6 protein-coding genes and 1 pseudogene are annotated in these 7,557 nt (G+C 73.6%); 3 read left to right on the top strand and 4 right to left on the bottom strand.

All coding sequences use genetic code 11. The features are described from left to right. The 3 genes from ABD335_RS15260 to uvrB all read right to left on the bottom strand — a co-directional run. The coding region (locus tag ABD335_RS15260; protein ID WP_344322984.1) for a TerD family protein at window positions 1-570 on the bottom strand (570 nt) is incomplete at its 3' end. A 137-nt stretch (window positions 571-707) separates the two neighbouring features. Beyond that, entirely contained in the window at window positions 708-1,286 is a 579-nt protein-coding gene (locus tag ABD335_RS15255) for a TerD family protein (RefSeq protein ID WP_344322982.1), read from the bottom strand. Window positions 1,287-1,413: 127 nt separating this feature from the next. Then, window positions 1,414-3,564 (bottom strand): excinuclease ABC subunit UvrB, encoded by a 2,151-nt coding sequence (uvrB, locus tag ABD335_RS15250; protein WP_344322980.1) that lies wholly within the window; start codon window positions 3,562-3,564, stop codon window positions 1,414-1,416. Window positions 3,565-3,741: 177 nt separating this feature from the next. On the opposite strand from uvrB, the gene ABD335_RS15245 reads away from it, so the two are divergent. The 3 genes from ABD335_RS15245 (at window position 3,742) to ABD335_RS15235 (ending at window position 6,837) form a co-directional block, all read left to right on the top strand. After that, window positions 3,742-4,773: a glycerophosphodiester phosphodiesterase gene (locus ABD335_RS15245; protein ID WP_344322978.1), complete on the top strand. Its 1,032-nt coding sequence runs from the start codon at window positions 3,742-3,744 to the stop codon at window positions 4,771-4,773. A gap of 63 nt (window positions 4,774-4,836) precedes the next feature. Then, the gene (locus tag ABD335_RS15240) at window positions 4,837-5,427 is read left to right on the top strand and encodes a methylated-DNA--[protein]-cysteine S-methyltransferase (protein WP_344322976.1); all 591 of its coding nucleotides are present in this window, start codon (window positions 4,837-4,839) and stop codon (window positions 5,425-5,427) included. A 90-nt stretch (window positions 5,428-5,517) separates the two neighbouring features. Further along, the gene (locus ABD335_RS15235) at window positions 5,518-6,837 is read left to right on the top strand and encodes an MFS transporter (RefSeq protein WP_344322973.1); all 1,320 of its coding nucleotides are present in this window, start codon (window positions 5,518-5,520) and stop codon (window positions 6,835-6,837) included. A gap of 75 nt (window positions 6,838-6,912) precedes the next feature. Here ABD335_RS15235 and ABD335_RS15230 read toward each other — a convergent pair. Then, window positions 6,913-7,557 (bottom strand): annotated as a pseudogene (locus ABD335_RS15230) (PIG-L deacetylase family protein); the annotation flags it as partial.

Here is a 7,557-nt window from a genome sequence, read left to right as displayed (position 1 = left end):
GGGCGCCACGGAGCGGGCCCTCCCCTGCCCGACGGCCTCCTCGATGACGGCGGCCAACTCGCCGGCCCGGGGCAGGCCCTGGTCCTCCAGCAGGGCGGCGAGGCCGCCCGCGTACCCCTGGCCGACCGCGCGGACCTTCCAGACGCCCTGTCGGAGGTAGAGCTCCACCGCGACGACGGCGGACTCGGCGTCGAGGCCGGTGACGGTGTAGGTGGCGACCTCGGTGCCGTCCGGGCCGGTGACGGCGACGAGGGGGGCGGCGAGGGCCCCGAAGGACGGCGGTCCGCCGATCCCGGTGGGCAGGGCGAGGAGCACGTTGACCCGGTGCACACCGTCCGGGAGGGCGCCCAGGTCCACCGCGAGCCGGTGGTCGGCGGCGGCCTGCCGGGAGACCTCCAGCCCGGGCAGGCGGGGGGAGCCGGGGTGCGCGATCCAGCCGGGCTCGCGCAGCCGCCCCGCCTCGTCGTTGAGCGTCGCCCCGGCCACGACCGGCTTTCCGGCGGACACCCGGATCTCCAGACGGGTCTCGGACAACGGGTGGTTCTGTCCGCGGACCAGCTCGGCCGTCATCGCCGCGCCCCCTCCTGGTGTGTTCCCTCGTGCTCCGCGGTGTTCCGCGGCGCTCCGTCGTTCCGCGGCACGCGGTGGCGACGGGCCCGGCGGAGGTGGTGCCTCCGCCGGGCCCGGGAGCCGCCGTGCCGCCGTGCCTACAGCAGCGGCAGCATCGTCGGCAGCAGGTCCTGGAAGGTGCGGCCGTTGGCCGCGGTGCCCAGGGCGGTCATCTGCCAGCCGTCGCCCTGGCGGTGCACCTTGGCCATGATCTGCGCGGTGTACTCGCCACCTCCGGTGAGGGTGTAGCGCGCCAGCTCCTGGCCGTTGGTCTCGTCCACCAGCCGGCAGAAGGCGTTCTGCACCTCGGCGAAGGTCTGGCCGGTGAAGGAGTTCACGGTGAAGACGATCTGGTCGATGTGGACCGGGACCCGCTGGAGGTCCACCAGGATCGACTCGTCGTCACCGCCCTGTCCGGCACCGCCGACGAGGTTGTCGCCGGTGTGCCGCACGGAGCCGTCGTCGCTCACCAGATGGCGGAAGAAGACGACGTCCACGGGCTGCTTGTCGGCGAAGAGCACGGCCGAGGCGTCGAGGTCGATCTCCCGGGTGCGCCGTCCGAACAGGCCCCGGCGGGGAGCCGCCTGCCAACCGAGTCCCATCCGCACCGCGGTCAGGGTGCCCCCGTCGGACTTCCGCAGGCTGACCGCCTGCCCCTTGGACAAGTTGACCGTCACGCGCGTTCCCCTCTTTCCATCCCTGCGATCGGCCGTCATCGCCGACGGCTGTCACGAACCCTACGCACTGCGCCGAGGGGGCCGAGCGGCGTCGAGCGGCTTTGTGTCGGTCTTGCAACACTTCCCGCTACCTCAGCCCCGCCTCCTTCATCTGCCGCAACTCCTTCTTCAACTCGCCCACCTCGTCACGGAGTCGGGCGGCCACCTCGAACTGCAGCTCGGCCGCCGCGGCCCGCATGCGCTCGGTCATCTCCTCGATCAGTTCGGCGAGTTCGGCGGCGGGGCGGTCGGTGGGCCGCTTGGCGCCCTTGCCGCCCTTCCCGCCCGGGCCTCCGCCGTTCCCGCGCGCCTCGCGGCCGAGCGCCGGGACCGGGGCCCGCCCCTTGCGGTCCTCCCCCGCGCCCGCCTTGCGGTAGCCGGTGTCCAGCAGCTCCCGGGTGTCGACCTCCTCGCGCGCGATCGTCGCCACGATGTCGTTGATCTTCTTGCGCAGGGGCTGGGGGTCGATGCCGTGCGCCTCGTTGTAGGCGATCTGCTTGGCCCGGCGCCGGTTGGTCTCCTCGATGGCCTTCTCCATCGCCGGGGTGATCTTGTCGGCGTACATGTGCACCTGGCCGGAGACGTTGCGCGCCGCGCGGCCGATGGTCTGGATCAGGGAGGTGCCCGAGCGCAGGAAGCCCTCCTTGTCGGCGTCGAGGATGGCCACCAGCGAGACCTCCGGCAGGTCCAGGCCCTCGCGCAGCAGGTTGATGCCGACCAGCACGTCGTACTCGCCGGCGCGCAGCTCGCGCAGCAGCTCGACGCGGCGCAGGGTGTCCACGTCGCTGTGCAGGTAGCGGACCCGGATGTCCAGTTCCGTGAAGTAGTCGGTGAGGTCCTCGGCCATCTTCTTGGTCAGCGTGGTGACCAGGACCCGCTCGTCCTTCTCGACGCGGGTGCGGATCTCGTGCACCAGGTCGTCGATCTGCCCCTCGGTGGGCTTGACCACGACCTCCGGGTCGACCAGCCCGGTGGGGCGGATGATCTGCTCCACCACGCCGTCGGAGCGCGACAGCTCGTACGGTCCGGGCGTGGCGGACAGGTAGACCGTCTGCCCGATGCGCTCCAGGAACTCCTCCCACTTCAGCGGCCGGTTGTCCATCGCGGACGGCAGCCGGAAGCCGTGGTCGACCAGCGTCCGCTTCCGCGAGGCGTCGCCCTCGTACATGGCGCCGATCTGCGGGACGGTGACGTGGGACTCGTCGATGACCAGCAGGAAGTCCTCGGGGAAGTAGTCGAGCAGGGTGTGCGGCGGGGAGCCCTTCTCCCGGCCGTCGATGTGCAGCGAGTAGTTCTCGATGCCGGAGCAGGTGCCGATCTGCCGCATCATCTCGATGTCGTAGGTGGTCCGCATGCGCAGCCGCTGGGCCTCCAGCAGCTTGCCCTGCTTCTCCAACCGGGCGAGGGTCTCCTCCAGCTCCGCCTCGATCCCGGCGATGGCCCGCTCCATCCGCTCGGCGCCCGCCACGTAGTGGGAGGCGGGGAAGACGTACAGCTCCTCGTCCTCGGAGACCACCTCGCCGGTGATCGGGTGGAGGGTGGAGAGGGCCTCGATCTCGTCGCCGAACATCTCGATGCGGACGGCCAGCTCCTCGTACACCGGGAAGATCTCGACGGTGTCGCCGCGCACCCGGAAGGTGCCGCGGGTGAACGCCATGTCGTTGCGGGTGTACTGGATGTCGACGAAGCGGCGCAACAGCTCGTCCCGGTCGATCTCCTGGCCGACCTTCAGCGGCACCATTCGGTCGACGTACTCCTGCGGGGTGCCCAGGCCGTAGATGCACGAGACGGAGGCCACCACCACGACGTCGCGCCGGGTGAGCAGCGAGTTCGTCGCGCTGTGCCGCAGCCGCTCGACCTCCTCGTTGATGGAGGAGTCCTTCTCGATGTAGGTGTCCGTCTGCGGGACGTACGCCTCGGGCTGGTAGTAGTCGTAGTACGACACGAAGTACTCGACGGCGTTGTTCGGCAGCAGCTCGCGGAATTCGTTGGCGAGCTGGGCGGCGAGCGTCTTGTTCGGCGCCATCACCAGGGTCGGCCGCTGGAGCCTCTCGATCATCCAAGCGGTGGTCGCCGACTTTCCGGTGCCGGTCGCGCCGAGCAGGACGACGTCCTTCTCGCCCGCCCTGATGCGCTTCTCCAGCTCGTCGATGGCAGCCGGCTGGTCACCGCTGGGCCGGTAGGGGCTGACGACCTCGAAGGGCGCCACCTTGCGTTCGATCTGAGTCACGGGCCGCATGTCCCCACCGTACGGCTCCCCACCGACATCCGGGGCCGGCACCGGACGGCCGACGGGCGAGGGTCTTCCTTGGGGCGTTCAGGTTCTGTCCACTTCCCGCCCACGTATCCGCTCCCGGATGCCGGAATGCTCTTGGAGTCAGTTGGAGTCAGTGCACCGAAGACGTGAGGAGTCCTCGTGTCCCTACGCCCCGCTGCCGCCGTCACCGGTTCACTCGCCGGCCTCTGCGCGCTCGTCCTCGCCGCCGTCCCCGTCCAGGCCGCTCCCCGTGCCGACGCTTCCCGCGCCGACGCCCCGCGCGCCGCCGACGCGCAGGCCCCCGTGCCGGTCGCGCACCGCGGCGCCTCCGCCTACGCCCCCGAGAACACCCTGGCCGCCGTCGACGCGGCCCACGAGCGGGGCATCGCGTGGGTGGAGAACGACGTGCAGCGCACCAAGGACGGCAGGCTGGTCGTCCTCCACGACGACAACCTCGCCCGGACCACCAACGTCGAGCAGCTCTTCCCCGACCGCGCCCCGTGGAAGGTGGCGGACTTCACCGCCGCCGAGATCGCCCGGCTGGACGCGGGGAGCTGGTTCGCCCCGCGGTTCGCGGGCCAGCGGGTGCCCACCCTGAGGCAGTACCTGCGGCACATCGACCGCACCGGCCAGAACCTGCTGCTGGAGATCAAGAAGCCCGAGCTGTACCCGGGCATCGAGGCCGACGTCCTGCGGGAGCTGCGGGAGGCGGGCTGGCTGGACCGGCGGCACGTGCGGGACAAGCTGATCGTCCAGAGCTTCGGCGCCGACTCGATGCGCACCGTGCACCGGCTGGCGCCGGCCGTCAAGACCGGTTTCCTGGGCACCCCGGCCGTCGGCGACCTGCCGCGCTACGCGGAGTTCGTCGACCAGATCAACCCGCCGCACACCAACCTGTCCGCGGAGTACGTGCGGGAGGTCCACGCGCTGAAGGGGCCGCACGACAAGCCCCTGGAGGTCTTCACCTGGACGGTGAACGACGCGGAGACGGCCCGCCGGGTCGCCGGCGCGGGCGTGGACGGGATCATCTCCAACAATCCCGACGTCGTCCGGGACGCCACCCGGAGCGCTCCCGACGAGGAGGACCGGGACGCCGAGGAGGACCGGGACGCCGAGGACACCGAGGACTCCTTCCTGTCCGCCGGGTTGACGGACGTCGGCGACCTCGTCCGCGGCATCGTCCTGGGCTGAGCCGTCCGGGCCGGGTGCCGGAAACCGGCGGCCGTCGTCGGTGGCGGCCCGTAGGCTCGACACATGACCGAGACACCGGCGACACCCACGGCACCGGCGGCACCGGCGGCCGGGCCCTCCGCCGCGGCCCTGGCCTGGACCGTGCGGGACACCCCGATCGGCCCGCTGCTGCTCGCGGCGACCGAGCGGGGGCTGGTGACCGTCGTCTTCCACGCCGACGGGCCGACGGTCCGCCGGTCCCTGGCCCGGCTCGCCGGGCGGCTGGGCGTCGAGCCCGTGCGCGGCGACGGCGATCCGGTGCCGGCCGAGGCGGCCCGGCAGCTCGACGCGTACTTCCGCGGCGAACTGCGGGAGTTCTCCGTGCCCCTGGACTGGTCGCTGACCTCCGGGTTCAACGGACGGGTGCTGCGGGTCCTGGCCGAGTCCGTGCCCTACGGCAGCGTCGTGGGGTACCGGACCCTGGCCGACCGCGTCGGCGAGCCGGGCGCGGCGCGCGCGGTGGGCGTCGCCATGGGCTCCAACCCGCTGCCGGTGGTGGTGCCGTGCCACCGGGTGGTGGAGAGCGACGGCGGGATCGGTGGGTTCGGCGGCGGGCTGGAGACCAAGCGGGCGCTGCTCGCGCTGGAGGGGGTCCTTCCCGCGCCGCTGTTCTGAGTGGGCCCCGGCGCGCACCGGGCGGGCCCCGGGGAAGAATCCGCCTCCCCACCCCTTCCCGGCCGGCCGGCCCCTGGCAGACTGCCCGTCGTGACCGACACCTCCGCGACGGCCGACACCCCCTCGGAAACCTCCCGGGGCGCCCTCCCCGCCCTCTCCGGGGACGCGTTGGCCGCGCTGCGCCGCCGCACCACCGCCGTGCTCGTGGCGAGTCAGATCCTGGGCGGGCTGGGCGTGGCGACGGGCATCGCGCTGGCGGCCGTGCTGGCCGAGGAGGTCGGCGGCTCCGAGGTGTTGGCCGGGCTGGCGACGACGTCCACGGTCCTGGGCACGGCCGTGCTGTCCCTGCCGTTCGCCGCCCTGACGGCCGCGCGCGGTCGCCGCGCGGGCCTGACCCTGGGCTATCTGGTCGGCGCGGTGGGCGGCGTCGTCGTGGTCCTCGCCGCCGTCGCCGGCGCCTTCCCGCTGTTGCTGCTGGGCATGGCCGCCTTCGGCGCGGGGTCCTCGGCCAACCTCCAGGCCCGGTTCGCCGCCGCCGACCTCGCCGAGCCCGCCCACCGCGGCCGGGCCATCTCCACGGTGGTGTGGGCCACGACCGTCGGCGCGGTCCTGGGCCCCAACATCGCCGCCCCGGCCGGGCGCAGTGTGGCGGGTCTGGGAGTCCCCGAGGCCGCGGGCCCCTTCCTGTGGGGCGGGGCCGTCTTCCTGCTGGCCGCCGCGCTGGTGTTCGTCCTGCTGCGCCCGGACCCCCTGCTCACCGCCCGCGCCCTGGCCTCCGCCGACGCGGCCTCCCCCGCGTCGGCGGAGGGCCGGTCGCTGCGGGCCGGCGTGGCCGCCGTCGCCGCCTCGCCGCACGCCCGGCTGGCCCTGACCGCCATCGTGTGCTCCCACACCGCCATGGTCTCGATCATGGTGATGACACCGGTCGACCTCGGCCGGCACGGCGCGGACATCGAGCTGATCGGCCTGGTGATCAGCGGTCACATCGCGGGCATGTACGCCTTCTCCCCGCTGATGGGCCGGCTCTGCGACCGGCTCGGCCGGATCTCCGTCGTCTCGATCGGCGTCGCGCTGACGGCGTGCGCGGCGCTGACGGCCGGCACGGCGGACGGCGACCACACCCGGGCCGCCGTGGGCCTGTTCCTCCTCGGCCTGGGCTGGTCGGCCGGGCTGATCGGCGGCTCCACCCTGCTCACCGACTCGGTGCCGCAGGAGGCCCGCGCGGCCGTGCAGGGGCTGTCCGACCTGTCCATGAACGCCGCTGCGGGCGCGGGCGGCGCGCTCTCCGGCCTGGTCGTCTCCCAGGCCGGCTACGGCGCGCTCAACGCGATGGGGGCCGCCCTGCTGGTGCCGGTCGCCGCGCTCGCCCTCCTCACCCGGCTCCGCCGGCCGGCCCCGGACGGCGGGTGACGCGGCCGGCCGCGCGGCGGACACGGGCGCCGGGCGCCTCGGCGGCGGGCCGAGGGGCGCCGGCGCCCGGCCCCCTCAACCCCTGGGGTACAGCTGGAAGGCCACGGCGCGCCGCCCGTCGGTGCGGCCGGCGATCTCGTCCATCGCACCGGTGACGACCTCGCGGGCGTACGCGACGGGGTCCTTGTCGCTGAGCGCCGTGATGTACGCGCGGTGCTCGGCGAGCGAGGCGACGGCCCGCTCGACGTCCTCCTCCCCCACCTCCACGGCGTGCGTCGGCTCCGGCGACCCGGCGACCGCCACCCACCGCACCCCGCTCCAGGGCTCCAGTCCGGCCTCGGCCAGGTCGGTGAAGATCCAGCGGTTGCCCGCGTCGCCGGCCGCGTCCAGCGTGGCGCGTCCGACGGCCCGGTGGTCGGGGGTGTTCCACCAGTTCCGACCCCAGGTGTCGTGGTGGTTGAGGGTGACGACCAGGTCGGGCCGGTGGCGGCGGATCGCGGCGGCCAGGTCGCGGCGCAGGGCGACGCCCTCCTCGATCACCCCGTCCCGATGGTCCAGGAACTCCACGCTCTCCACCCCGACCGCGGCCGCGCTCGCCCGCTGCTCGGCCTCCCGCACGCGCGCCGCCTCCGCCGGTGCCATGGTGTCGATCCCGGCCTCGCCGCGCGTCACCAGCAGGTAGGCGACCTCCTTCCCCGCCGCCGTCCAGTGCGCGACGGC

It is taken from the genome of Streptomyces macrosporus (assembly GCF_039533145.1).
GTDB classification, from domain to species: domain Bacteria; phylum Actinomycetota; class Actinomycetes; order Streptomycetales; family Streptomycetaceae; genus Streptomyces; species Streptomyces macrosporus.
Note: the sequence above shows the minus strand (reverse complement) of the source record. Positions and strands in the feature narration are given on the sequence as shown.